Below are 286 nucleotides of genomic sequence, written 5' to 3'. Positions count from 1 at the left end.
CGGGCTTACTGCAGTCTATCCCCACGCCATAAAGCCGGGGATGAACGCGGGCATGCTGCTGCGGTATTTTCTGGAAAAATGCCGCAGCACCGAGGAGGTCATCGGCTGTATCCAGGAGCTGCCCATCAGCTCGGCCCAGACCTTTACCGTGGCGGACAGGAGCGGCAGCATTGCCGTGCTGGAGGCCAACCGGGACCGCGTGGAGGTGATCCGCCCCACAGAGGAAAAGCCCTATGTGTGCGCGACCAACCGCTTTCACTCTGCGCCCATGGCCGCCTACTGCGAC

Annotated in this window: 1 protein-coding gene; it reads left to right on the top strand. The window is 62.9% G+C overall.

Annotated elements, in window-relative coordinates:
* On the top strand, window positions 1–286 hold a 286-nt coding region (locus tag NE591_RS15710; RefSeq protein ID WP_305145290.1), incomplete at both ends, for a carcinine hydrolase/isopenicillin-N N-acyltransferase family protein.

Source organism: Adlercreutzia sp. DFI.6.23 (genome assembly GCF_024462535.1).
Classification (GTDB): Bacteria; Actinomycetota; Coriobacteriia; order Coriobacteriales; family Eggerthellaceae; genus Adlercreutzia; species Adlercreutzia rubneri.
Note: the sequence above shows the minus strand (reverse complement) of the source record. Positions and strands in the feature narration are given on the sequence as shown.